This window comes from Halobacillus aidingensis, from assembly GCF_900104185.1.
Taxonomy (GTDB): domain Bacteria; phylum Bacillota; class Bacilli; order Bacillales; family Halobacillaceae; genus Halobacillus; species Halobacillus aidingensis.
In genome coordinates this window covers 39,591-63,783 of the sequence record NZ_FNIZ01000017.1, presented here as the reverse complement: position 1 = coordinate 63,783, position 24,193 = coordinate 39,591, and the positions used below count along the sequence as shown (strand labels likewise).

Sequence of the window (24,193 nt, the reverse complement as noted above, 5' to 3'; positions counted from 1 at the left end):
TCCTTAACAGTGTCCCAACTGAAAACTCTTCGTTTATCATATTCAATAGGAGTTTGAGTAAAAGCCTCAAAATGATTCGCCTTATAAGTGCTAGCCCTTCTTTTTTCTTCAGGCATATCAGGAACAAAATCCGTCGGTCTACAATTAATGAGATTATACTTTTTCATGTTATGCAGATACTTATCTCTGCTAGCTTTTTTCTGCCCGTCTGTGAAGTAATTTCTTCTAAAGAGATATCGCAACCCCTTTGAAATTTATCATTCTTAAATTTAAAGAAACCATAAAGATAAAATGCTTCACATCCAAGCTCGCTTTCATTACTCATACAATGTAGAAACACCTCGAACGGTACCAAATGAGTATTATCAATCTCGTAAAAAGTTCCATTCCAATAATTGATTTCTTCCGCTTCATCATATCTGAAAAATGCCTTTACAGGCACCTTAATACTTTTATTCCTTCTGTTTGGGGTTAAAACATCTTTAAGTTCAGGTGAAACTCTCTCTTCCATTTCTGAAAAAAGTTCAAACTCAGGGTCATTAAATTCATCCAACCACCACCGTAATGGGAAGTCATTGGAAGTCCTAGTATAATTTATTTTATCCAATATACCTTCGTGTTTAATTAAGTAATCTACCGTTTTGTTTGTCTTACTGTATCCAAGTATTTCTTTTAATAGCCCCCGATCATAATGGTGCTCTATATATTTACAATGACGGTATAACCAGGTTGTTAAGTAGTAAAAGGAGTAAGCAAAACCAATATGTGAAGAGGTTTCTTGGATGTTCTCTGTCAAATCCTCAAATATTTCGTTTGGCATAAACAGCTTACTTTCTTTTTCATCATACCTTAGCACCTCAGTTAATTTACTATGTCTCATTAATGAACTCCTTTTCATTCTAAATTTGAGAACAAAAAAAGAGCCAACTACTTCTCCCACGAAAATTCGCAGAAAAAGTAGTTAGCTCTTTGATGCAGCTAGGCTACGTTTTTTATTCTGTATCAAAGATAACAGAATTTTTCTCATTATTCAATAGTCCATATATTGTACAGGAAATGAAAATGTAAAATCGATTTATCCAATTGTTACTAGACTAGAGAGAAAGTAGTGTTATAGCCTGTTTTAAAGAAATGTAATTTAAAAAAACTGTAAAACACCCCCTATATAAGACCACTTCACATTCTGTAAAGTAGTCTTTTTTAATGTGTGACAATTTACTGCATATTTTGTACCATATAAGTAAGATGCTTCAAAATACAACCATAACATTTAGCACTTACACCCAAGGAGGCTACTTCTTTTGAGCGAAATTAAATTCTGGGAAGGAAAAGAATGGCAAAATCACATAGAAAAACTCTTAAAACTGCATTACCCATTGGGTGATTATGTACCTATTCCTGATAAAGATGGGGGAGATAAAGGCATTGAGGGTTTTAGTAGGGATGGAAGATGTTTTCAGTGTTATGCGGCTGAAGAACCTTTGACTATAGAAGAACTATATAATAAACAAAGAAGAAAAATCTCAAATGACATTAAAAAATTCAAGAACAACCAAAAAGAACTCTCAAGTTTTTTTGGTCCCACAAAAATCACAAGATGGATATTTGTTGTTCCAAGACACGAAACAAACAAAATCGTAGCACACGCAGAAAAAAAGCTAAAGAAGTAAGAGAAGAAAATTTACCATATGTAGGTGATGAATTTTACATTCATATTGTAAATGAAGAATACTTCTCCAAAGAGCTTAATACTCTTATACAATCAACTTCCAACCAACTACATATTGCCCACCAACAAGTTGACCATCATGAAGTAGATAAATGGATCGAAGATGATTCTGACAACCTACTAACGTTATTAAGTAGTAAAATTGAAAAGCTACCAACATTAGATAATGAAGAAAAGCTAAATGCTTTTAGGTTCGAGATGATAAAAAAATATATAGGTGGCCAAAACACATTATTTGATTTACAAAACAATCACCCTTATTTATATGAAATAGTTGATAGATGCAAGGCCTCATATGAAAATCAATTAGCTTTTGAAGGGCTAATGAGTTTAGATGATAACAGTAAAAAGTTGACTAATACAATGGAAAATTACAAAACAAACTTACAAGAAGAAGCCAAAAGTTTAAGCAATCAAACCATAGATACTTTAAAATTTGAAGCAATATCTGATTGGCTAATTAGATGTCCGTTAAATTTCTATTAGAAAGGGTGTAATTCAATGGAGTTGGTCAGTCATTTAAATGTTAAGTATTCATTCAGCAAAAGACCTCAATATTACTCCCCTGATTTAAACGTTGAAAGAGGAATATCTATATTGGTTCTAATATTAAGAATATGTTGTAGAAGTAATAGGTCAAGTTACCAACGTATTCAAGTTTTAAATTGGGTTGTGAAAAATAAAAGTTCAAGAGAAGAGTTCATCAATTTCCTAAAAAGCCCCAGCATCTTAAACACAGTTATTATTCGCCATGAACCATGGTTAAACAGAACTATTGATATTGCTATTGGTGAAGGGATCGTTGAGGTTTCAAATGGAAAGAACATAGCGCTCACAGAACTAGGAGTGAACTTTGCTACAGAAATAATAAATTCAAAACTGTTCATTCCTGAGAGGGAGTTTTTAATGAAAGTAAAGAAAACAGCCACCGAAAAAAAACTGGAGGAACTGATTAAGTTGGTGAGTGACCTATGAGTTTGAAAGTTAGAAAATTAAAGTTAGTTATTAATAGCCAATCAAAAACTTTCGGAAATATAATCCATTTCGATGATGGTTTAAACGTACTTAGAGCAGACAACTCAAGTGGTAAATCCACTTGTGTACAATCGATTTTATATGCTTTAGGATTAGAGAGTATGATTAGTGCAAGCCATAAGACACCCCTTCCTCATGCTATGACTGATTCTATTGATATTCATGGAGTAAGCTACAAGGTTACAAACTCAGAGGTGTATTTGGAAATCGAGAATGGTGATAATAAGATTCTCACAGTAAATAGAACAGTAAAAGGAAATAATAACAACCACTTAATCACTGTGTACGATGGTCCTTTACTATCAGGTCCTCTGTCTTCTAACATCAGTAAAAGTGATTATTATGTAAGAGAATCTGGTGCAGCAAAAAACCCTAAGGGATTCCATCATTTATTAGCAAGATTTATTGGGTGGAATATGCCTGAGGTTCTGCATTACAATGGTAATTCTATGCTCTTATATATTGAATGTATAATGCCTTTAATGTTTATAGAACAAAAGAGAGGCTGGTCTGCTCTACAATCAAATACACCTAAGCAATTCGGGGTCAGAGACGTAGAAAAAAGGGCATTAGAGTTTCTATTAGATTTGGACGCTTATAATTTATACATAAGAAAGCAGTCCTTAAATGATAAGCTAAAAGAAGCAAAAAATGAATGGAGTTATTTAACAAGGCAGATTAAAAGTTTTGTAAGTAATCAAGGATATGTTATAGACAACCTACCAAAGGCCCCCTCTGAATTTAATGTCATAGACAGTATTAAGGCATCATATGATAGTAAATTAGTTTCACTCGACAAACTGATTGAGATTAAACAAGAGGAGTTAGAAAAAAGAGACCACAGTCAAGTTCCAACTGTTAAAGAAGATATAAGCAGGATACAAAGTAAAATTAACGAAAATTCTGAACAGCTTGTTAAGGAACAATATTCATATAATCAATTGCTGAATGAGCTTGAACTTGAGAAGCATCAACTTAACCACACAAAAGCTAGGTTAGAAGCGATTAAAGAAGACCTAGAAAAATATAAAGATGTGCGAAAGCTTAGAAGATTAGGATCATCTGAAAAAATTAGTTTCACAAAGGGATTGTGCCCCACTTGTCATCAAAAAGTTTCAAATACACTACTCTTACAACTAGAGGATAAAAATCCTATGGGCATTGAAGAAAGTATTCAATTTTTAGAGGGTCAAAAGAAAACCATTTCTTTTTCAAAGGAGAACAGCTCTCGAATAGTAAAATATAAAGAAGAAGAATTAAGTAGACTTAGGACTATAATAAAGAACATCCAAAAAGAAATTAGAGATCTAAAAGAAACTCTGGTCACCGATGAAAGAGTCCCATCAACATTTGAGATTAAGCAAAGGATATATCTTAAGGAAGAAATAAAGACTCTTCAGTTAAATAGAGAGTATATAGAGACTTTAGAAGAGGATCTTTTAGAAGTATTAAATAACTACAACGACAATGTAATACAAATACAAAATCTACCTTCTGATTTATTATCTGATACGGATACTCAAAAAATCAAACAGCTAGAAAGCACATTTATAAAAAAAGCAACTAATTATGGATTAGAAAGTGTTAATCCCCACAGCTTAACGATATCAAGAGAATCTTATAAACCTATTCACGAAGGTTTCGATTTGCAATTTGACTTATCCGCTAGTGATTTAATAAGACATATTTGGGCGTATCTTCTTTCGCTTTTGCAGATTTCAGAAAAGTACGAGACAAACCACTTAGGGTTATTAATAGTAGATGAACCAAGGCAACAATCCACTGCCCCCGAAAGCATTAGAAGATTTTTACAAGATGCTGCAAAATCAAAAGAAGATGGCCACCAAATTATCTTCACTTCAAGTGAAACAGAGAAAGAGATGGAGAATTTAATTGGTGATATAACTGTAAACTACATCAACTTTGATGATAAAATTTTAGGTGAATATCTATAATAAAACTCCCCATCATTTTTGGTGGGGAGTTTTATATTTTTTAATGTTATTTAATAGTTGCATCTTAAAACTCTTGAAGAATTGCCACTAACTCGTTCAGTATTTTCACTTAATATGGTTGTGGTAAAATGAACGTATATTACAATTATAGGTAAACTATATACTCTTTGCTAACACAGTAGAAAACTAAATTACATTTCTAATTTTATGTATTGGGAGGAACAGGATGAATGTAAGAAACTATGCTCAGTGTGATGTTTGTAATACAGTTACTTTATTAAAGTATCAGATAGGTTATCTATCTTCTTATCCAATAAGTTATAAATGTGGAAAATGTGGGGTGACTATATTTGGAGAAATAACTTTAAATCAAGAAGAGGCTGATCACAACTTAACACTACAAAATGCTACCTTAATATATAAAGAGAAGGAAATTGGATTCATTGTACAGATCTCAGGAGAGTTTTTAGCTAAGAAAATAACTAAATGCACACCTGAGAATTATGAATCAGCTCTATTCTCACCATTTATTACAGAATCAGCTAACATGTGGGGGGAAATAGAGAACTTCAAAGAGCGGAACAATGACTTTTTATATTTAATAAACAATGAGTGGGGGAAAGTTAAGAGGATTTATGAGTTATATTCTAATTCCAACAGACAGTTTTTTATAAAAGAAGTCAGAAAGATACTTAACAACCAAACTGACACCCCCTTGGAAAAACAATCACATTTTATAAAAGCTATTAATAAAATTCTGTTTCTTATGTTCTCACCTATAACAACTTCAAATGGACATCATAAACTTTTAACAGATATCCTTTCAAAAGAGATCAGAGCTATATTTATAAAAGATAAAGAAAAACTTAGAGACTTCCTAAATGTAAATATCAGTTATTTTGCCAGTTACGAAAGTAAAATTTTGGATTTATTTGAACGATTCACGAAGATATACAACTTTATAATTCCAATATTCTCTTTAAATTTCAGGGAAGAATTAACGGATGCTGATTTGGTACAATTGGGTCTTACAACTACATCTTTTGAGGACATAAAACACTTTTATATAGATTGCTATGAAACCATTATTGAATCTTCTCACATATTGATTGGTTTAGATAATTTAAAAGTCAGAAATGACTATAGAAGAATGAGAGACCTCAAAGATTTTCCCAAAATAAAAACAATAGATGATTACTCAAAAATCCGAAACAAGGGAAACAAGATAAAAGTTTTAAGCAGTGAAGAAACTTTTGCAAATCTCATTATAAAACCTTTGGATAACGACATTAGAAACTCAATAGGCCACAATAGTTATAAAGTAGAAAAAGACTCACAATTAATTTCATTCTACTCTAACAAAGGTAACATTGACAAAGAACTATATTTAGTAGAATTTGCACAATATTGTTTCGAAATGTTTTTCTCTCTGTATAATACTATGCACACTATTCTTGACCTCAAAGAGATATATTATCTGTTCTTAGAAAAAGAAAGTCCAAATCAAGATAATTCCCAAAGGAAAAAGCAAAAAACTAAGAAAAGAAAAAACAAATCGAATATGAGAAAAAAGTCCAAAAAAGTGAACAGAAAGTAAATTACAACATTTGTAATAAAGGCACCCAGTAGGGGCCTTTATTACAGTAACCCCTTCAAAGGATCGTGTTCATCTAACACTTCTTTCAATTCATGCTGAAAATAACCAATGTACTGTCTAGTTACTTCAATCTTTGAATGTCGAGCAAGTAATTGGATCTCTCTTAAATTGGCCTTATTCATCAATAACCTCTTAATAAAAACGTTCCTCATAGCGTGAGGGGAAAAAGTCCCTTGAATACCTAATTCCTTTTTCAGACGTTTTATAAAAAGCTGAACACCATTCTTTGTTAACCGCTCTCCTTCGTTGTTCACAAACACTGATTCTGGCATATCTTTAAAGCGATTCTCAACAAAACTCTTGTACACTCTTAATTCTTTCGCAAGAGCCTCTGAAAGAGGCACTGAACCGCTTCTTCGACTCTTACTTTTCTGTATGGTGATCAACCAGTCATTGAAATCAATGTCGTTCCAATCTAGGCTGACTAACTCAGTTACTCTAAGACCAGTGCCAATAAGCGTAATCATAATAGCATGGTTACGAATTGAGTAAAGACTGTCCTCACGTCTTTTCATTCTCCTGAGATGTCTAAGAGCTAATTGTATGTCTTCTTCACGTACAATCTTAGGTGAGTCGTCCTCTCTAACTAACTTTATGTTCTTGCAGATATCCTTATCTATTATCTCCTCATCCAACATCCAACGCACCCACGATCTAATAAGCTTAAGCTTACTGTTAAAGGTTTTGGGCTTGTTTCCATGCTCCTTACAATGAAGCAGGTAAGCTTTGACAGTCTGTGATGTTAGATCTTGTGTATGTTCAATATCGTTCTCTTGAAGCCAATTCCCAAAGTGTCTGAATAAGTTCTCATACGACCTAAGACTGTTCTCGGTCAACCCTTGGAACCTTTTCTCTGCAATTAACTCTTTAAAACTCATTTCAATCAACATAAAAAATCCTCCTTACGTATTTGTGTAAGAAGGTCAACTATCTCAATATATGGTCTTGAAATGACTATTGTACAATTATCGGGATAGATGCTTTCGCAACAGCAATAGGAGGTTGAACGTGTAGCTCGCTCACTGCCAGCGAAGCGCTCTCCCAGCTGAGCTAATGCCCCGTATGTTTTTCGACAATTATTATTGTATATAGACAGATAGAAAAAATCAAGAGTTTTTTGTATTCTTCTTCCAATTAGAACGAAGGAAGCCATTAAGTAGGGGAGGGGGATTGTAAAATCATTTGAAAAATTTTGTATGAAGGATGGTAGAACTAGGGACCGATTCCAACCTTGGTAAATCAAATGCAAGGAAGTTTTACATAATCTAACAATATACTTAATATTCATAAAATTACAAAAACTATGTTGACTTCTCTTCTTTAGGTTATATAATACTTTTATAACGATGATAACGCTTACATAAAAAGGGGGATCCTCACTTTTGCCTATCCTAGAGGTCGAAAATGTATCGTTGCAGTTCGGTGGTGTGAAAGCTTTAGATGATGTGTCCTATCACCTGGAAAAGGGTGAGATCTTTTCGTTGATTGGTCCGAATGGAGCAGGGAAGACGAGTATGCTGAACTGTATAAGCGGACTGTACAAACCGACAGCAGGCTCCATCCGTTTTAACGGAAAAGAAATTCTAGGGATGAAACCGTATAAAAGGACTTCTCTTGGCATTGCACGTGCATTTCAGAATATCGCTTTATTTGAACATATGTCTGTTCTGGATAATTTGAAGCTCGGGCGTCATGTAAAAATGAAAGCGGGAATTTTTACGGGTGGACTTTACTGGGGTGGTGCGGAGAAGGAAGAGGTCGTCCATCGTCAGTCGGTGGAGGAAGTCATTGAATTTCTCGAGATGCAGGAGATCCGTCATACACCAGTCGGTACACTTCCATACGGATTGAAAAAAAGGGTGGAGGTAGGACGTGCGCTTGCCCTTGAACCTGAATTGATTTTGCTGGATGAACCGATGGCCGGGATGAATAGTGCTGAAAAAGAAGACATGGCCCGGTTCATATTGGATATGCATGAACTGAATGGAATTACGGTGTTCCTCATTGAACACGATATGGGGGTCATCATGGATCTTTCTGACAAAATTGCTGTCCTGGACTTTGGGAAACGAATCGGGTTTGGTACACCTGAAGAAATTCAGAAGAACCCCGAAGTCATCAAAGCTTATTTGGGTGAACAAGAAGTGACCACATAAGGAGGGGATTGTGGAATGACGCACCGAACGCTGCCTCAGCTTTTGTTTGAAAAAGCAGATAAAGAAGGGAGGGAAGTGGCCTTCCGCCAGAAGAATTTAGGCATTTGGAAAGAATGGACCTGGCATAAATATTACAGAGAGGTAGAATCACTAGCCCTTGGATTCCAAGAAGAGTTTTCGATCCAAGCAGGAGACCGCATCGGAATCATCGGGGATAATCGACCGCATTGGATTGTTACAGAACTTGCGGCCCAATCGATTGGCGCAGTCCCTGTGGGGATTTATCAAGATGCTTCGCCTGACGCGATGGCCCATTGCTTACACGAATGTGAACCGAGAATCTTAGTGGTTGAGGACCAGGAACAGGTGGACAAGCTTCTTGATATCATCGATTCGTTTCCAACCATTGAATCCATTCTTTTCTATAATGAAAAAGGTCTCCGGTCCTATTCGCATGACAAGCTTATGGATTTAAAAAACGTGCAGTCCATCGGTAGAACAAGAGCTAGTGAAGATCCGTCTTTCTTTGAGCATCAAATCCAAAAAGTAAAACCGTTGGATATTGCTTTCATTACGTTCACTTCTGGGGTGACACGTCACCCGAAAGCCGCTACTTTCACGCATACCAACCTGATCCAAACGGCTTTATCTATACATGAAGTAGACCCTGTAAAAGCTGATGATGACTACTTATCCTTCTTGTCTCTCGCTTGGATTTGTGAACAAGTGATGGCGGTCGGATTGTCCTTGACGAGAGGGATGACCATCAATTTTCCTGAAGAACCTTCTACCATATTAAACGATTTAAGAGAAATCGGACCACACTTGATCCAAGCACCTCCACGAACATTTGAGAACATATGGACGCGCTTCCAAATTCGAATGAATGATTCCACACGATTGAAGAAAAAAATATATACACTTACCGAATCCGGCATAGAAAAAAACGCACGAGCAAAATTGAGCAACCGTTCAGTCTCTTTTTTATCGAAAATCAGTTACTCACTGAATGACTTCTTTATGTACAGTGCCATTCGTGACCATTTAGGACTTTCACGTTTAAGAAGGGCTTACGTGACGGGCGGCAGGTTAAATAAGGATGCTTTTGAGTTTTTCCAAGGATTGGGAGTCAATGTGAAACAAACGTATGGAACGGTTGAAACGACAGGCTATGCTTCTATTCAGAGGGATCACGAATGGTCGGCTGAAGGTGCGGGAAAACCACTGCCTGGTTTATCTATGAGTATAGCGTCCAGAGGGGAAATTCAAGTGGAAGGTCTACAAGTTTTCGCTGGTTATTTTGGGGGACACCCTGTCACGGAATTTTCTACTGGAGATTACGGCAAAATCCTAGATTCAGGAGAAATCGAAATCCGTGGAAGAATGGAGGAGCGATTGGCTTTGGATTCAACAGATGGACGATCCTCCAGTGAAATCGAAACCGAGCTTCGGAAGAGTCACTACTTACAAGAAGCTTTGGTCTTCGGCGAAGGTCGTTCATATTTGACGGCCATGGTCACGATTCATCGAGCCAGCGTGGGGCGTTGGGCAGAAAAGAATCAAATCTCTTATACGAGTTACCGGGATTTGACGATGAATCCGGAGGTTATAGAACTCATCAGGGACCAAGTCGTCGAAATGATGGCATCTTTACCTGAAGAAAGTCGAATCAAACGGTTCGTCATCCTTCCTGAAGAGTTACGACTGAGTGATGGGGAAATGACGTCCACGCAGAAAACGGTACGGAGAACTGTGGAAAAGAATTACAAGCGTTATTTAGCAGCGTTATATAATGATGGCGGACAGTTCGATACACTGTCAAATCTATATTCTGAACAAACGAACGAGGGGGAAATCGTGCCCGTCATCTTATTAGATCGATCACAGGGGGTGGCTTGAGTTGACTTTCTTTATGCAAATGCTCGTCAGTGGAATTGTAGTAGGAAGTATTTATGCACTCGTAGCATTAGGGTTCGTCCTCATCTATAAAGCTAGCGATGCTTTGAATCTGGCAAATGGTGAATTCGTACTTATCGGATCATATATTTGTTTGACACTTGTCACTGCTTTGAAACTGCCTTTCTTAGTGGCTCTTGCGGTTACCCTGGGCGTGTGTGGTGTACTTGGGTTATTGGTTGAGAGGGTCGTACTAAGACCGTTACTGAATGCACCTACCATTTCGGTCATTATGGCGACGATTGGTCTCGGTAACCTGCTCGCAGGGTTGGTCCATATGGTATGGGGACACCAGACTCGTGTGTATCCAAACCTCTTTCCGAACACTCCGGTGACTTTTGGTGAAGTTCTTATTACACCTGTCTATTTATGGTCGTTCATTATTGTTATGGCTCTGCTCCTTGCTTTTACTATCTTCTTTAAATTCTCAAAAATGGGGGTGGCCATGCGCGCGGTAGCGGATGACCTTCAGGCAGCCGCCAGTATGGGAATCAATGTGAAACGAGTATTTGCTATCACCTGGGCGATTGCTTGTATCGTCGCTGCTGTCGGCGGGGTGCTGCTTGGAAATATAAACGGAGTGAACGCAACAATGAGCGTGATCGGCCTTACCGTTTTACCTGTGGTCATTCTGGGAGGACTGGATAGTATCCCTGGAGCCATTGTTGGTGGATTTATAATAGGAATATTGCAAAGTATGGCGGGTGGATATATCGACCCCCTTGTCGGTGGAGGATTGAAAGAAGTGTTTCCGTTCATCATAGTCATTTTGATATTAATGATCAAACCATATGGTCTCTTTGGAAAAGGTGGAATGGAAAGGGTGTGAGGATGTGAAAAATCCATTTGTAATGGAATGTGGCAATTACAAAACTCGATACGAGAAAGATATGGCTATTTTCTCAATCAAACGGGTGAAAATCAGGATGCTTGGACTGGCCATTCTAGCCTTTCTGTTTCCTTTGCTGGCTGATAATTACGTCATCGGTCTTGCGACTTTATGTGCGATTGCTTCCATAGGCGCTATCGGTTTGAACATTTTGACAGGATTCACTGGTCAGATCTCCATCGGGGTCGGTGCCTTCCTGGGTGTAGGAGGATATACATCCGCCATTTTAACAAGTACTCTGGGTTTAAGTTTTTGGGTGGCTTTACCTGTTGCAGGTCTCATCACAGCTTCTGTAGGAGCACTGTTCGGAATTCCGTCGCTAAGATTGAAAGGTCTTTATTTGGCGATTGCCACACTAGCGGCTCAATTCATTATCCTGTTTGTCATTAGCCGGTGGACAGGTTTGACAGGTGGAACCTCTGGAATGGTACTTCAACGTCCGTCCATCGGATCGTTTTCTTTGATGTCTGCAAGCAGCTACTACTATTTGTGTCTCATCATTTTGCTTTTCACCATCGTATATGCCCTGAATTTATTCCGGAGCCGTACAGGTAGAGCCTTTTTAGCTGTTCGCGATCGTGACGTAGCAGCAGAAATCATGGGCATCAATTTGTTCACATACAAGGTGCTTTCCTTCGCAATCAGCTCCTTTTTTGTTGGGATCGCCGGCGCATTGCTCGCTCATTATACGATGATTGTCAGCCCCGAACTATACAGCATCACAGTTTCGATTCAATACTTGGCGATGATTTTAGTCGGTGGCCTCGGGAGTATCCTTGGATCCATTCTTGGAGCCATATTTATTACACTTTTGCCTGTGGGCCTCGGTTTTATCATGGATTATCTCGCTGTCTATATGCCGGATATGCAAAACACATTAGCAGCCTTCCAGGAACTTGCTTTTGGTGCAGCCATCATCCTGTTTCTCATCTTTGAACCAGGCGGGTTGGCGCATATGTGGAGTAACATCAAAAATTACTTCAAAGTTTGGCCATTTTCTTATTAGCAAGTGGAGGGAAGGGTCTTTGCCTTTTTACTCTAAACTATATAACAAATAGAAAGGGAGTCGAGGATTTGATCAAAACGTACGCAAAATCAACGATGCTTTTGTTGTGTTTCATGCTGTTAATGGGGATGCTGGTTGCTTGTAGTGGAGATGAAGGAGCGGCTGGTGGAGACGCCGAAGCTTCTGACGGAAACACCGTGAAAATTGGAGCGCTCTTTGATATTACAGGCGGTACGGGTGATGTTGGGACTCCATATTCAGAAGGTGAGAAAGCTTACTATGAATATTTGAATAGTCAAGGCGGAATTGATGGTGTTCAAGTCGAACTCATTGGTGATGATTACGCCTACGACATGGCGAAAGGACAGCGTTTGTATCAAGAGCTCCGTGATAAAGACAATGTATCGGCCATTCTCGGTTGGGGAACGGCGGATACGGAAGCACTTCGTCAGCAAGTAGCGAACGATCAACTTCCATACTTCTCTGCTTCCTACTCAGAAAACCTGAAAAATTTAGAGGAGAGTCCATACAACTTTTTGACAGCAGCTACATACTCTGACCAGGGACGAGCTGTTGTGCAGTGGATCAAGGAGAATCACGAAGGAGACAATCCGACCCTCGCTCTCCTTTATAACGATACTGCTTTCGGGCGTTCACCAATTGAGGATATTAAAGCCTACGCGGCCGAAGTCGGTGTCGAAGTGGTGGATGAACAAGTTATTCCGGTGACGGCGACAGAAGCACAGTCCCAAATGTTGAATATGCAAGAGGCAGCTCCAGACTATGCCATCATTCAGCAAACATGGGGAGCGACAGCGACGATTTTACGGGAAGCTCAGACGCTGGGCATTGATACCCAATTCATCGGTTTGAACTGGGCGACTGGAGAAGGAGTTGTAGAAATAGCCGGGGACGCGGCAGAAGGAATGTTAGGAGTCGTCACTCACGCTTTCCCATATGAAGACTTGGAAGGGCTGGCTGAAATGGAAGAGTACCTGGAGTCCAAGGGAGAAAGTCTTGAAGATGTCAGTCAAAAATTCGTTCAAGGGTGGGTCACAGCTAAAATTATGGCCGAAGGGATAGGAAATGCTGAAGAGTTGAACGGAGAAGGCATCCGTAAAGGAATCGAACAAATCAAAGACATGGACTTAGGTGGTCTAGCTGCACCTGTTACTTTCTCAGAAGACAACCATGCGGGTACGAACCAAGTGCGTCTGGCTGAAGTAAAGAATGGGAAGTTCGAAGTCATCACGGATTATTTCAGTTATGAAGATTAAGAGTGTGGGGTCTCATGGTGAGGCCCCTTTTTTCAAAAGGAGGGTAAAGCCTTATGTTGAAAGTCAATAATATTGAAGTGGTGTATTCGAAGATGATTCTAGTCTTAAAAGGGATGTCCATCGAGGTGCCGGATGGAGACATCGTCGCTTTGTTAGGAAGCAATGGAGCAGGGAAATCCACGACGCTTAAGGCGATCTCAGGTTTGCTTGGGGGAGATAACGGGCAGGTGACGAAGGGGAGAATTACGTATCAAGAAGAAGATTTGACTTCAATGAGTCCTGATAAAATTGTTCAAAAAGGTATTTTTCAAAGTATGGAAGGAAGAAGAGTTTTTAAGCATCTCACAGTCGAAGAAAATTTAACAGCAGGCGCTCACACTAGAAAAGATCGAAGGAACATAAAGAATGATATGGAGCGTGTCTATCATTATTTTCCAAAGCTGAAAACATTACGTACCCGTCATGCAGGATTGCTCTCAGGAGGTGAACAACAAATGCTCGCCATCGGAAGAGGAATCATGGCGAAACCGAAGCTATTGTTGTTAGACGAACCGTCTCTTGGGATTGCCCCGCTTCTCGTCAAAGAGATCTTTCAAAACATTAAACAGATCAATGAAGAAGAAGGGATGTCCATCCTGGTCGTTGAGCAAAATGCCAATGTAGCGCTCTCCATCGCTGATTATGGATATATCATTGAGGACGGGCGCTCTGTTTTGGAAGCTCCTGTATCAGAACTGCTTTCTAACCAGGAAGTACAAGAACACTATTTAGGTATGAATGAAGAGGGACGTAAAAATTACAGAGACGTAAAATCCTACCGAAAAAAACAACGCTGGATTTAGAAGGTGAGCTTTGTAGAATAGTAATATTCAAATAAAAGGCAGGATTGTGGAAGACTCAGTTTCGAGACTTTTGTTGAGTGGATGGGGGCTACGGGGAATAGCTCGCTTTCCGCGGGAGCGCGGTGAGCCTCCTCGGACTCCGTCCTGCGGGTTCTCACCTAGCACTCTTTTCCCGCAGGAGTCTCCCCATTCCCCTCCGCCCCTTTGCCATGTAAGATTCTCGAAACCACTCCTTGGATAAGTTAGCTATCCAGCTTGATGGGAGTGTAAGATTAAACTCCCATGTTCAGGTTCATGAGAGCTTGATACAGAGCGATTTATGCTTCTAAACAGCGGGGTAGTGGAAGACAATCCAACTTGGGAAAGGGGTTCGTTTCTCACATTCAACGAATGGGGTGGTTGGGAAGCTGGGAGACTCCCGCGGGAATGGATTGGCTGGAGAGACCCCGCAGAGCTTTAGCTCGAGCAGGCTCTCCGCCATCCCCGCAGGAAAGCGAGCTGCTTCCCAACCACCCCTGACTCTTAATATGGCAAACGAACCCCGGTTATTTCGAAACTGAGTCTTACACAAACGGGAGCTTATACTTAATGGACACTTTCTGGATAGGAGGTGTTTTTTTATTGTCCAGGAAATAATCCAAATGAGGAAGAATATGGACAGAATGTGTCATAATAAATGGAATTTTGTTTAGAATTTGAGATTATAGGAAAAAGACAGGTAATTAATGATAAAGAGGTGAAAAAATGTCAGAAAGAAAAGTAAAGAACAGATGGTTGATCGCCTTAGGAGCGGTAGGGATTCATATATCTATCGGTTCTGTTTATGCCTGGAGTAACTTTACAGGCCCACTGAGCGAAGAATTTGGCTGGTCAGCAAGTCAAGTTCAGCTGACCTTCAGTATTGCAATTTTATTTTTAGGATTATCTGCAGCCTTTTTAGGATGGTTTGTGGAAAAGTATGGACCGAGGGTCGCCGGAATCACAGCTGCCATCTTTTTCGGGATTGGTGTGGCCGGGTCAGGAATCGCTGTAAGCGCAGGATCATTATGGATGCTGTACATATTTTACGGGGTGCTTGGAGGAATAGGTTTAGGTGTCGGTTATATCGCACCTGTTTCTACTTTAGTAAAATGGTTCCCTGACCGTAGAGGTTTGGCAACAGGGATGGCGATTATGGGCTTCGGGTTTGCAGCCGCTATCGCCAGTCCATTAATGGATTTTCTTATCAATTCAGTTGGAATTGCAGCTACCTTTTATATTTTGGGAATCAGTTATTTTGTCGTTATGATTGGTTCGTCCCTTTACATGTCCCGCCCTCCAGAAGGTTGGACACCTAAAGGCTATGATCCAGATAAGGAAACAGATACGGAAAATCAAGATTTAGCAAACTTGCGTGCAAAGGAAGCGTTAAAGACCAAGCGTTTTTATTACCTCTGGACAATGTTATTCATTAATGTCACTTGTGGGATCGCTGTTATTTCTGCAGCTAAACCATTGTTGGAGGAAAGTGTCGGGGTATCGACAGCCACTGCAGCCACTCTCGTGGGTGTGATGGGGGTTTTCAATGGACTCGGAAGAATCGGTTGGGCAAGTGCCTCCGATTATATAGGTCGTGCGAATACTTATATTACTTTCTTTGTTCTGCAGATCGGTTTATTCCTTGTTCTTCCTTGGACAACCGCGACTTGGATTTTTGTTATTGCTTTTTCTATTATTTACACTTGTTATGGTGGCGGCTTTGCTACCATCCCCGCGTTTATCGGGGACTTGTTTGGAACAAAAGAACTTGGTGCCATTCATGGCTATATTTTGACCGCTTGGGCGGCTGCCGGACTTGCTGGTCCTATCTTTGCAGCTTGGATGAAAGATACGACAGGAAGCTATGAGAACAGCCTCATTTTCTTCTCTGGTCTATTCGTCATCGCCTTGGTGGTATCTATTCTGACCAAGGTCGATGAACAGAAAAAGCGAAAAGCATTAATGAACAAAGAGAAAACAGCATAAATTAAAAACGAAACTCGGATGCAGGGACAGCATCCGAGTTTTCGTTTTTGAAACCATCTATTATAAATGAAAAAAAGGACGGATGAACAGAAGGGAAAGTCAGAAAGTTGTACAGAAAACAGTGGTTACAAATGAATGAGATCATCCTTCCTCCATTGTTTTTCCACGGTTCTTATCAATGGAAGACTGAATCATACTCTTAATGGCTTATCTTTTTACAAGGAAGAAGATTGTTGATTGGCTAAGAGGGAGAAGCGGGCGCGCATTCGATTATGAATGATGCTCATGGTTTCATTTATGATTAAAAGGTAAGACTAGTCACAGGTCTAGTTTTTACGTTTGAAAGCAATAGGAACAGTTCATTTTGTTTTTCATAACAGAAGCTTGATTTGCGACCAGAGAGCACTGAGGATTGCATTTCAAGGTTAATCGATAGCGAATAGGGGAAGGGTTGAATTAAGAGTCATTGGCAGTCAGGAGGAATTGTGATGTTGTTTTCAGGAACGAAGCTTTCAGACCTTTCGAAAGCGTCTATTATTATTATTTTGGCGGGCTTCGCATTGGTAGGCGGAGCCGTTTATTTCTTTACTGAGCTTGCGGCAGATGTCCTTGAACAGGAAAAATTCTTTGTGGACGAGACAGCGACAGATGTAGTGAGGTCAATTACTACCCCGTGGATGGATACGTTTTGGGGATGGACGACAGACTTGGGCTCCGTTTTATTCATATCCATAGCCTCTGTAGCATTACTTATCTTTTTATTGTTTTTTTCTCCGTTCAGCCGGTGGGTAGGTATTTATTTTGCCATCGTCATGATCGGCATCAGTGCTTTGACCAAATTGCTGAAGGTTTCCTTCGAACGCCAACGTCCAGAAGTGCTGGCGGAATATGATGGGACGGGTTTCAGCTTCCCGAGTGGACATACAACAGGATCCGTCGTTTTTTACGGCTTTCTCATTTACTTAATCGTAATCAGCCCTTTGAAGAAACCTTGGAAATGGACGGTAAATGTAGCGCTTGGAATATTAATTGCACTTGTGGGTCTCTCTAGAGTTTATCTAGGGGTGCACTTTTTCACGGATGTCGTTGGAGGCATGTTATTCGGTCTTGCATGGCTGCTCGTTTGCATAGCGGCACTGGAAATCACGATATGGAATCAGAGAAGGAGACAATCAGGGAGTGTTCAAACCCTTTCAAAAGGGAAAACTGAAAGGAAGCAAGAGAAAGGATGATTCAACCATGTTGTATATACTAGCCATATTTTTACCACCTTTAGCTGTATTGTTTACAGGAAAACCACTAAAGGCTCTATTGAATTTAATTTTAACTTTGATTTTTTATGTTCCAGGAGCGGTCCACGCGGCCGTAGTAGTGAAAGGTCATTACGACAGCAAAAAACGTGGATAAGCAAAAAGCCTGACCGCATGTGTGATGCGGTCAGGCTTTTTCTTTTATACTCCTCGTTTATTCCCCCAGACAAGTGCATGCACTTGTGGGAGAACGCGGACTTTATTAAGCTTGGATGAGGCGACAACTTGATCAATGAGCCATTCGTATTGATCAAGGAGGTGGCTGGCTAATGTTCCTGCTTCGTTTTCTTCCAAATCATCATTTCCGACTTGTAAAAAGAAAGGCACATTGGGATAACGTTCATGGACTTTTTCGGCATAGCTCAGGTCCTCTTTATTAAAGATGACCACTTTTATACTCGTGTTTTGAAGTCGGTCAGCGCCTTCCAAGCGGATTAAGATATCATCGAGAATGTTCCAATCCGTCTTCATCCCGGAGCTGGGTGGTTTAGGAGAGATAGTCAGGTCATCAATTTGAGTGAACCATTCCTGCCAACGGCTGCCCTGTGTCTCAAGGGCCACTTCAATTCCTCTTTCATGAAGAGGGACGATAAGCTCATGTAAATTTTTTAAGAGGGCAGGGTTACCACCTGATATTGTGACATGATCGAATTGCTCTCCACCGGTGTCGATCAGTCGGGTCACAATTTCTTCGGAAGTTAACCGCTCGATGTCATGCTTGGCGCTTCCATCCCATGTAAAAGCGGAATCGCACCACGAACAACTGTAATCACATCCGGCTGTACGGACAAACATCGTTTTTCTCCCGACAACCATTCCCTCGCCTTGGATCGTAGGGCCAAAGATTTCGAGAACGGGGAATTTATTCATCCATCATCCACTCCCGTCTTGCTTCTGCGAAACTTGTCGGTGTTTCGTAAAGTTTTACAAATTCAACACGACACTTATTCGGATCATCTTTCAAAGCTTCTTCCATTTTTTCATAAATCCAAACGACCATATTTTCAGCTGTTGTATTCATGTTCGGCAGTGTATCATTCAAATACCTGTGATCGAGATGGACCTCGATCTGTTCTTTCCAAATTTTCTTGATGTCACCAAAATCGATGATAAGCCCAATGTCATCCACAAAGCCGCTGACGCCAAAAATCACTTTATACGTATGTCCATGGAGATTTTTACATTTTCCTTCATAACAATGCAGGTGGTGAGCAGCGTCAAAAGTGAATTCTTTGCTGACGAGTACTCGCTTTTGGTGGTATTTTAACTCATGATGTTTGATGTCCTGATCCATTTTCTGCAAGTTTTCAACAATCGTAAACCCGTACATTATTTGGTCACCTCTTTTTTAGCGAGGTAAGTATGAAGGCCATTCCTGCGAAGTTCACAAGCCGGGCATTCCCCGCAGCCATCCCCTCGGATACCGTTGTAGCAAGTCAACGTTTTTTCACGGACGTAGTTAAAGGCATCCAAATCATCAGCCATTTCCCATGTTTCTGCTTTGTCCAGCCACATAAGTGGGGTATGAATAACGAATTCATCATCCATCGATAGATTCAGTGTGACATTCAAGGATTTAACAAAGACATCGCGGCAGTCTGGATAACCGCTGAAGTCTGTCTCACAAACCCCTGTCACAATATGTTTCGCGCCGATTTGCCGTGCAAGAATTGTGGCGAAAGACAAGAATAATTGATTCCTTCCCGGTACAAAGGTAGAAGGAAGTTCCCCATCTTCGCCATCTTTCACTTCAATATCATCCCTGGTTAAAGCATTAGGGGCAAGTTGGTTAAGTAAAGACATATCAAGGATATGATGGAGAACCTGCTGATCTTCAGCAATTTCTTTCGCCACTTCAATTTCTTCTTTATGACGTTGGTTGTAATCGAAAGTAACGACCTCAACGGAATCGAACTTCTTCAATGCCCAGAACAAACAAGTCGTACTGTCCTGGCCGCCGCTGAATACAACCACAGCTTTATTATTTTTTTCCATTAAAAAATTCTCCTTTCATCATCGAAAAAGAGAATTCTACACACCCAAAACCATTAAAAAAAACCGCACCTAAGGCAAGGTACAGTTCCATCCTTAGTTTTTTATAGAGGGTGTCGCTAGAACCTCTCCTGCCCTGAAGCAGACTTTATTTAATTTACCCTACTCATCTTAACACGAGAATATGCCCCTGGAAACCCTGCCATATACAAATGATTTACATTTAGCTTTAATAAACAAGATGGCAGGATTGTGGAAGACTCAGTTTCGAGACTCTTGTTGAGGGGATGGGGGCTGCGGGGAATAGCTCGCTTTCCGCGGGAGCTTGGTGAGCCTCCTCGAGCTTCGCTCTGCGGGGTCTCACCAAGCACTCTTTTCCTCTTCAATATCCGGTTCCGGCGCCTAGCGGCTAGTGAGACTTCCCTCGCTTTTGTACGATAAGTCAACATCGAATCACTCCGTTCTTCGTGTTTCCTTTATCTCCGCCAGCTCAGTCCAGTCCATACGCCGCTGATCGAGGCGCCTGCACACTTAAGGTAGGAGTCTCCCCATTCCCCTCCGCCCCTTTGCCATGGAAGATTCTCGAAACCACTTCTGGAAAAATCAGCTTGTATGATAGAGGGGAGTGGATAATATAACCCCCTCTACAGCTGGCATTCACAACGTAAAAGCTTGATACAGAGCGCTTTATGCATGCTTAGGAGAGACAGTGGGAGAAACTCCTTCTCGATATAGGGGTTCGTTTCTCCCTTACATGGAATGGGGTTGTTGGGAAGCTGCGAGACTCCCGTGGGAGAAGGAGATAGGCGAGATCCCGCAAGGCGATAGCCTGAGGAAGCTCGGCGCTCCCCCACAGGAAAGCGAGTAGCTTCCCAACCACCCCTGACTCCGAATACGGCAAACGAACCCCGGTTATCTTGAAACTGAGTCTTCCAGAAAAGGGAGCTTTAGTTGAATATGGGGCTATGAAAATGGCAATCTGAAAAAAACTTTTTCTATGAATGTATTTTATGTGTTGACTTCTGCATATGATTTTGTATAATTATAAACAATTCATTATAAAAATACATTCGTGGACGAAGAGAGTACGTATGAAGTTGGTCGACAGCGAGCCGGGGGTGGTGGAAGCCTGGTGACGGATTGATACGGAAACGCACTTCTGAGATGTTCGGTGAATAAAGTAGCCAGAACCGGGAGCCCCCGTTATCAGCTTCGAGTTGGTCTGAAATACAGACAATGAGAGTGGCACCGCGGATGATTCAAAATCCGTCTCTTACCCCAGGTAGGAGACGGATTTTTTTATGGACAATAAACGAGGAGGTTATTAATATGACAAAACCAAAAGTAGTATTAGCTTATTCCGGTGGATTGGACACATCGATTTCTGTTAAGTGGATTCAAGAAAAGTATGGGTATGATGTGATCGCTCTAGGATTGGATGTTGGTGAAGGGAAAGACTTGGAAACCATTCGTAAAAAGGCGCTGGATGTAGGAGCGATCAAGGCAATTATGGTAGATGCCAAAGAGATATTGGCTGAAGAATATTTGATGCCGGCTCTTAAAGCAAATGCTCTTTATGAAGGGAAGTATCCATTATCTTCTGCTCTTTCCCGCCCGCTCATCTCTAAACTGCTCGTTGAAGTGGCAGAGCAGGAGGGAGCGGTGGCTGTCGCTCACGGTTGTACAGGAAAGGGAAACGACCAGGTGCGTTTTGAAGTTTCCATACAGGCATTGAATCCTGATCTTGAAGTCATTGCTCCTGTTCGTGAATGGGGAATGACACGTGATGAACAAATCATTTATGCAGAAGAAAAAGGAATCCCGGTTCCTGTCAATCTAGAAAACCCATTCTCTATTGATGCAAACATCTGGGGGCGTGCTTGTGAAGCAGGAGTTCTTGAAGATCCTTGGAAAGAAGCTCCGGAAGCGGCATATGCCTGGACCAATCCGATTGAAGAGACGCCAGATCAGCCGGAGACCATTGAGATTGATTTCATAGAAGGAAAGCCAGTCGGATTGAACGGAGAAAAAATGGATCTTGTTCCTTTAATTGAGTACTTGAACGAACTCGGCGGCAAACATGGGGTTGGTAGAATTGATCATACAGAAAATCGTCTTGTAGGAATTAAATCGAGAGAAGTGTATGAAAACCCTGGAGCTATGATTTTGATCAATGCCCATAAAGAACTGGAATTTTTGACACAAACAAGAGAGGTTTCCCAATATAAAGCTAATGTTGATCAGCAGCTTTCCAAAATCATATACGATGGTCTATGGTATTCACCACTACAACCGGCTCTATCTGCATTCATTGATTCGACACAGCAGGTTGTCACAGGAACCGTTAGAGTGAAGTTGTTCAAGGGACACCATACAGTGATTGGTAAGAAATCACCGGTCAGTCTATATAATGAAGAACTTTCCACTTATTCGAAAGAAGATGCGTTTGATCATAATGCAGCTGTCGGATTCATTAAGTTGTGGGGACTGCCGACAAAAGTCCATGCAGACGTTCATAAAGGAGAGAAGTTACTGGACCAAGCGGTGGTGAGCCAGCATGACTAAACTATGGGGCGGCCGGTTTACAAAGCCCACAAATAAATTGGTGGAAGAGTACACCTCTTCCATCACTTTTGATCAAAAGCTGGCATTACAGGATATCGAAGGTAGTATCGCTCATGTGGAAATGCTCGGTGCGTGTGACATTATCGAAATGAGTGAAGTGATGCAAATCAAGGAAGGGCTGCTTACGATCAAAGAGAAAGTGAAGAAAGGAGACGTCACTTTTTCTGTGGAGCACGAAGATATTCACATGAATATAGAAAAACTGCTCATTGATGAGATCGGATCGGTCGGAGGGAAGTTGCATACCGGAAGAAGCCGGAACGATCAAGTGGCGACAGATATGCACCTTTATTTACGTGAAAAGACGAATGGATTGATGGAGCTGGTAGAGGCGGTTCAATCGTCCTTGGTGGAGCAGGCGGAAAAGCATGTGGAAACCATTCTGCCGGGGTACACCCATTTGCAGCGTGCCCAGCCCGTCTCTTTTGGTCACCATTTAATGGCTTACTTTTGGATGTTTGAAAGGGATAAGGAACGTTTGCAGGATAGTTTGAAGCGGATCAACTGGTCTCCGCTTGGGGCTGCGGCTCTTGCAGGAACGCCTTATCCGATTGACAGACAAATGACATCCGATGCTTTAGGGTTCGATCAGCCTTATCCGAATTCATTGGATGCCGTCAGTGATCGTGATTTTATACTTGAGTTCTTATCTATTTCCTCTATTATGATTACACACATTTCACGCTTGTCCGAAGAGCTGATTTTATGGGGAAGCCAGGAGTTTCAATTCGTTGAATTGGATGATGCCTTTTGTACAGGTTCAAGCATCATGCCTCAGAAGAAGAACCCTGATGTTCCAGAACTCCTCCGTGGAAAAACGGGAAGAATCTATGGGCATTTGATGGGATTGCTCACCTTACTGAAAGGGCTGCCTCTCGCTTACAACAAAGATATGCAGGAAGACAAAGAGGGAATGTTCGATACGGTTGAGACTCTTGAAGGAGCCTTGTCTTTGTTAGCGCCGATGCTTGCATCGATGCATGTTAAAGGGGATCAAATGAAGAATGCTGTAAATGAAGATTATTCGAATGCCACAGATATAGCGGATTATTTGGCAGTCAAAGGCATGCCGTTCAGAGAAGCGCATGAAGTGATCGGGAAAATTGTTTTGTATTCTATTCAACAAGAAAAATATTTGTTGGATCTGACCCTTGAGGAATACCAGGATTTCTCCCCACTTTTTGAAGCGGATATTTTTGAAAAATTGAATCCGAACCAAGTCGTAGCTGCCCGTAACAGTGAGGGTGGAACAGGGTTCGATCAAGTGAATAAACAAATCCAATTGGCAAAAGAACATCTCTCGTAGGAGAGGTGTTCTTTTCTTTGGCCCACCCAGAGGTTCGTCAAGGGTTTGAAAATGAGGAGGGAAGGATAATATAACCATACTACCTTTTATAGAGAGGGATGATCGTATGGCGAAAACCATTCAAGCTTACTTTTCAACAGAAAATGACGCAGAAAGTGCAAAAGCATCGTTGCAATCTTTATCGGTTGATCAGGATACAGTAGAAGCGATTCCTGAGGATACAGATATGACCCCAATTGTCCCTGTGGCAGGTTCAACGAATTCAGGTGGAGGAACGTTCAACTTTACAGAGGTCGTCTCCCCTAAGCATGACCGTGATAGTGCACTATCTGATAAAAAGCATTTGACCCACGTGCTTCATTTTTCAGTAAAAGAAGAGGAGTACGATCGGGCCATTCAAGTGATCAAAGATCACAATGGTCATATGGACAAAAAAGATTTCTAACAAAACCCC

At 40.8% G+C, this 24,193-nt stretch carries 22 protein-coding genes, 1 riboswitch and 1 other annotated feature; of the genes, 17 read left to right on the top strand and 5 right to left on the bottom strand.

Annotation, left to right across the window (positions count from 1 at the left end; all coding sequences use genetic code 11):
- Positions 1-163: 163 nt before the first annotated feature.
- Positions 164-880: a hypothetical protein gene (locus BLS23_RS15165; protein ID WP_089653888.1), complete on the bottom strand. Its 717-nt coding sequence runs from the start codon at positions 878-880 to the stop codon at positions 164-166.
- Between the two features lie 421 nt (positions 881-1,301).
- On the opposite strand from BLS23_RS15165, the gene BLS23_RS15160 reads away from it, so the two are divergent.
- The 5 genes from BLS23_RS15160 to BLS23_RS15140 all read left to right on the top strand — a co-directional run bounded on the left by BLS23_RS15160 (position 1,302) and on the right by BLS23_RS15140 (position 6,316).
- The gene (locus tag BLS23_RS15160; RefSeq protein ID WP_089653887.1) at positions 1,302-1,670 is read left to right on the top strand and encodes a hypothetical protein; all 369 of its coding nucleotides are present in this window, start codon (positions 1,302-1,304) and stop codon (positions 1,668-1,670) included.
- Positions 1,598-2,215: a hypothetical protein gene (locus BLS23_RS15155; protein WP_089653886.1), complete on the top strand. Its 618-nt coding sequence runs from the start codon at positions 1,598-1,600 to the stop codon at positions 2,213-2,215. The genes BLS23_RS15160 and BLS23_RS15155 overlap by 73 nt, the downstream gene beginning before the upstream one ends.
- A gap of 15 nt (positions 2,216-2,230) precedes the next feature.
- Entirely contained in the window at positions 2,231-2,704 is a 474-nt protein-coding gene (locus tag BLS23_RS15150; protein WP_089653885.1) for a hypothetical protein, read from the top strand.
- Positions 2,701-4,719, top strand: a complete 2,019-nt coding sequence (locus tag BLS23_RS15145; RefSeq protein WP_089653884.1) for a coiled-coil domain-containing protein — start codon at positions 2,701-2,703, stop codon at positions 4,717-4,719. The genes BLS23_RS15150 and BLS23_RS15145 overlap by 4 nt, the downstream gene beginning before the upstream one ends.
- A 226-nt stretch (positions 4,720-4,945) precedes the next feature.
- A complete protein-coding gene (locus BLS23_RS15140; protein WP_089653883.1) occupies positions 4,946-6,316 on the top strand; it encodes a hypothetical protein in 1,371 nt (456 codons plus the stop codon).
- Between the two features lie 41 nt (positions 6,317-6,357).
- Here BLS23_RS15140 and BLS23_RS15135 read toward each other — a convergent pair whose 3' ends face one another.
- Positions 6,358-7,266, bottom strand: coding sequence for a tyrosine-type recombinase/integrase (locus BLS23_RS15135; RefSeq protein ID WP_089653882.1), 909 nt, complete (start codon positions 7,264-7,266; stop codon positions 6,358-6,360).
- Positions 7,267-7,758: 492 nt separating this feature from the next.
- On the opposite strand from BLS23_RS15135, the gene BLS23_RS15130 reads away from it, so the two are divergent.
- From BLS23_RS15130 to BLS23_RS15090, 9 genes are all read left to right on the top strand, one after another.
- Positions 7,759-8,532, top strand: a complete 774-nt coding sequence (locus tag BLS23_RS15130) for an ABC transporter ATP-binding protein (protein ID WP_089653881.1) — start codon at positions 7,759-7,761, stop codon at positions 8,530-8,532.
- Positions 8,533-8,547: 15 nt separating this feature from the next.
- Positions 8,548-10,431, top strand: coding sequence for an AMP-binding protein (locus tag BLS23_RS15125; RefSeq protein WP_089653878.1), 1,884 nt, complete (start codon positions 8,548-8,550; stop codon positions 10,429-10,431).
- Between the two features lies 1 nt (position 10,432).
- Complete coding sequence (locus tag BLS23_RS15120) at positions 10,433-11,317, top strand: branched-chain amino acid ABC transporter permease (protein WP_089653876.1); 885 nt, start codon at positions 10,433-10,435, stop codon at positions 11,315-11,317.
- A gap of 4 nt (positions 11,318-11,321) precedes the next feature.
- Entirely contained in the window at positions 11,322-12,383 is a 1,062-nt protein-coding gene (locus tag BLS23_RS15115) for a branched-chain amino acid ABC transporter permease (RefSeq protein ID WP_089653874.1), read from the top strand.
- Positions 12,384-12,478: 95 nt separating this feature from the next.
- Positions 12,479-13,660 (top strand): ABC transporter substrate-binding protein, encoded by a 1,182-nt coding sequence (locus BLS23_RS15110; RefSeq protein ID WP_089653924.1) that lies wholly within the window; start codon positions 12,479-12,481, stop codon positions 13,658-13,660.
- Positions 13,661-13,713: 53 nt separating this feature from the next.
- The gene (locus BLS23_RS15105; protein ID WP_089653872.1) at positions 13,714-14,502 is read left to right on the top strand and encodes an ABC transporter ATP-binding protein; all 789 of its coding nucleotides are present in this window, start codon (positions 13,714-13,716) and stop codon (positions 14,500-14,502) included.
- Positions 14,503-15,246: 744 nt separating this feature from the next.
- Positions 15,247-16,506: an L-lactate MFS transporter gene (locus BLS23_RS15100; RefSeq protein WP_089653870.1), complete on the top strand. Its 1,260-nt coding sequence runs from the start codon at positions 15,247-15,249 to the stop codon at positions 16,504-16,506.
- Between the two features lie 488 nt (positions 16,507-16,994).
- Positions 16,995-17,738 (top strand): phosphatase PAP2 family protein, encoded by a 744-nt coding sequence (locus tag BLS23_RS15095; protein WP_089653867.1) that lies wholly within the window; start codon positions 16,995-16,997, stop codon positions 17,736-17,738.
- A 7-nt stretch (positions 17,739-17,745) separates the two neighbouring features.
- On the top strand, positions 17,746-17,913 hold the full coding sequence (locus BLS23_RS15090; RefSeq protein WP_089653864.1) for a YqaE/Pmp3 family membrane protein: 168 nt from the start codon (positions 17,746-17,748) through the stop codon (positions 17,911-17,913).
- Between the two features lie 44 nt (positions 17,914-17,957).
- On the opposite strand, the gene queE is transcribed toward BLS23_RS15090, so the two are convergent.
- The 3 genes from queE to queC are packed head-to-tail and all read right to left on the bottom strand — an operon-like array spanning position 17,958 to position 19,811.
- Entirely contained in the window at positions 17,958-18,686 is a 729-nt protein-coding gene (gene queE, locus BLS23_RS15085; protein WP_089653862.1) for a 7-carboxy-7-deazaguanine synthase QueE, read from the bottom strand.
- Positions 18,679-19,146, bottom strand: a complete 468-nt coding sequence (queD, locus tag BLS23_RS15080) for a 6-carboxytetrahydropterin synthase QueD (RefSeq protein WP_089653860.1) — start codon at positions 19,144-19,146, stop codon at positions 18,679-18,681. The genes queE and queD overlap by 8 nt, the downstream gene beginning before the upstream one ends.
- Positions 19,146-19,811 (bottom strand): 7-cyano-7-deazaguanine synthase QueC, encoded by a 666-nt coding sequence (queC, locus tag BLS23_RS15075; protein WP_089653857.1) that lies wholly within the window; start codon positions 19,809-19,811, stop codon positions 19,146-19,148. The genes queD and queC overlap by 1 nt, the downstream gene beginning before the upstream one ends.
- Positions 19,812-19,898: 87 nt before the next feature.
- A riboswitch (PreQ1 riboswitch) is annotated at positions 19,899-19,943 on the bottom strand.
- Positions 19,944-20,872: 929 nt separating this feature from the next.
- Positions 20,873-21,085, top strand: a binding site (T-box leader).
- Between the two features lie 52 nt (positions 21,086-21,137).
- Here queC and BLS23_RS15070 point away from each other — a divergent pair.
- The 3 genes from BLS23_RS15070 to BLS23_RS15060 all read left to right on the top strand — a co-directional run bounded on the left by BLS23_RS15070 (position 21,138) and on the right by BLS23_RS15060 (position 24,184).
- Entirely contained in the window at positions 21,138-22,373 is a 1,236-nt protein-coding gene (locus tag BLS23_RS15070; protein WP_089653855.1) for an argininosuccinate synthase, read from the top strand.
- Complete coding sequence (gene argH, locus BLS23_RS15065; protein ID WP_089653853.1) at positions 22,366-23,739, top strand: argininosuccinate lyase; 1,374 nt, start codon at positions 22,366-22,368, stop codon at positions 23,737-23,739. The genes BLS23_RS15070 and argH overlap by 8 nt, the downstream gene beginning before the upstream one ends.
- Before the next feature lie 106 nt (positions 23,740-23,845).
- A complete protein-coding gene (locus tag BLS23_RS15060) occupies positions 23,846-24,184 on the top strand; it encodes a hypothetical protein (RefSeq protein WP_089653851.1) in 339 nt (112 codons plus the stop codon).
- The last annotated feature ends 9 nt before the right edge of the window (positions 24,185-24,193 follow it).